The organism is Aquimarina rubra (assembly GCF_042684305.1).
GTDB classification, from domain to species: domain Bacteria; phylum Bacteroidota; class Bacteroidia; order Flavobacteriales; family Flavobacteriaceae; genus Aquimarina; species Aquimarina rubra.
Genome location: NZ_JBHULE010000031.1, coordinates 1 through 956, shown reverse-complemented (window position 1 = coordinate 956; position 956 = coordinate 1). Strand labels below are relative to the sequence as shown.

Genomic DNA, 956 nt, shown 5'->3' with positions numbered 1-956 from the left:
AACGTTGTGCATAATGTCCAAAATGACGCAGGAATTAACAGAGATAGAATTTAAAAACAGTTTTGGTAATGGAATGACGGACATTACGGAAATGGAAGTTGATGAACCGATTGACATTTGGGATTATGTGGAAAAATTGACCGAAAATAAAATTGTGAACCGAATTGTTTACGAAAAAGAACTCGTTGAAAAAGTTTATCGGAACGATTTAAAAACTTTTGACCATATTTTACTTCCGACTGAAAAACAAAATGTGTTTATAACAATTGTGGTGGATTTGGAAAAGAAAAAAATATACGGACACAAAATTTTAGACTTAAACAAGGAATACGGAATTGAAGAAAATACCGACTAAAATAAAATATTTGATTTACGGACTTTGTGTACTGATTTTTATAGCTCTGAATTTTGGTGTTGGAGCAAAACTTCAAATTGTGCTGACTGAAAATATTCAACGATTTACCGATTACTTTTTTGGAATTTCGACCAATACTCTTGATTATTTAGCCTTATCAACAGTTCCTTTTTTCGGAATGATTTACAACTCAACCAGAAAAGAATTTAAAATAAACGAATTGATTATTGATATTGTAATGGTTCTGTTCTTCGTTTTTATAATATTTGGAATTGGATTATATATAATGGTTTTTTCAGCAAAACACTCAAATCCATTGATTCCAGATTCTTTAAAGGCTGAACCTTTTGACCTATACTCAACAATATTAATTGGAATTGGAATATTGACACCATATATGATTATAAAACTGATAAAAAAGTAAAGCACTATGCACAACAAGATATATGTGATCATAGCAACTAGGTAACTAATCCAATGGTAGTTGTATATTTATGAAGGCGCAATACTTGCAAAAAGTGAAAGTTAGCAACCAATGCGCAGTTTTTGTCGAAAATAGGGTAACATTTTGACCTGCTACGACACATATATTAAACGTTAT

At 30.5% G+C, this 956-nt stretch carries 2 protein-coding genes; both read left to right on the top strand.

From position 1 onward, the window contains the following. The coding region (locus ACFSR1_RS19625) for a hypothetical protein (protein WP_378294751.1) at positions 1–355 on the top strand (355 nt) is incomplete at its 5' end. Positions 356–365: 10 nt separating this feature from the next. Beyond that, positions 366–779: a hypothetical protein gene (locus ACFSR1_RS19620; RefSeq protein WP_378294750.1), complete on the top strand. Its 414-nt coding sequence runs from the start codon at positions 366–368 to the stop codon at positions 777–779. The last annotated feature ends 177 nt before the right edge of the window (positions 780–956 follow it).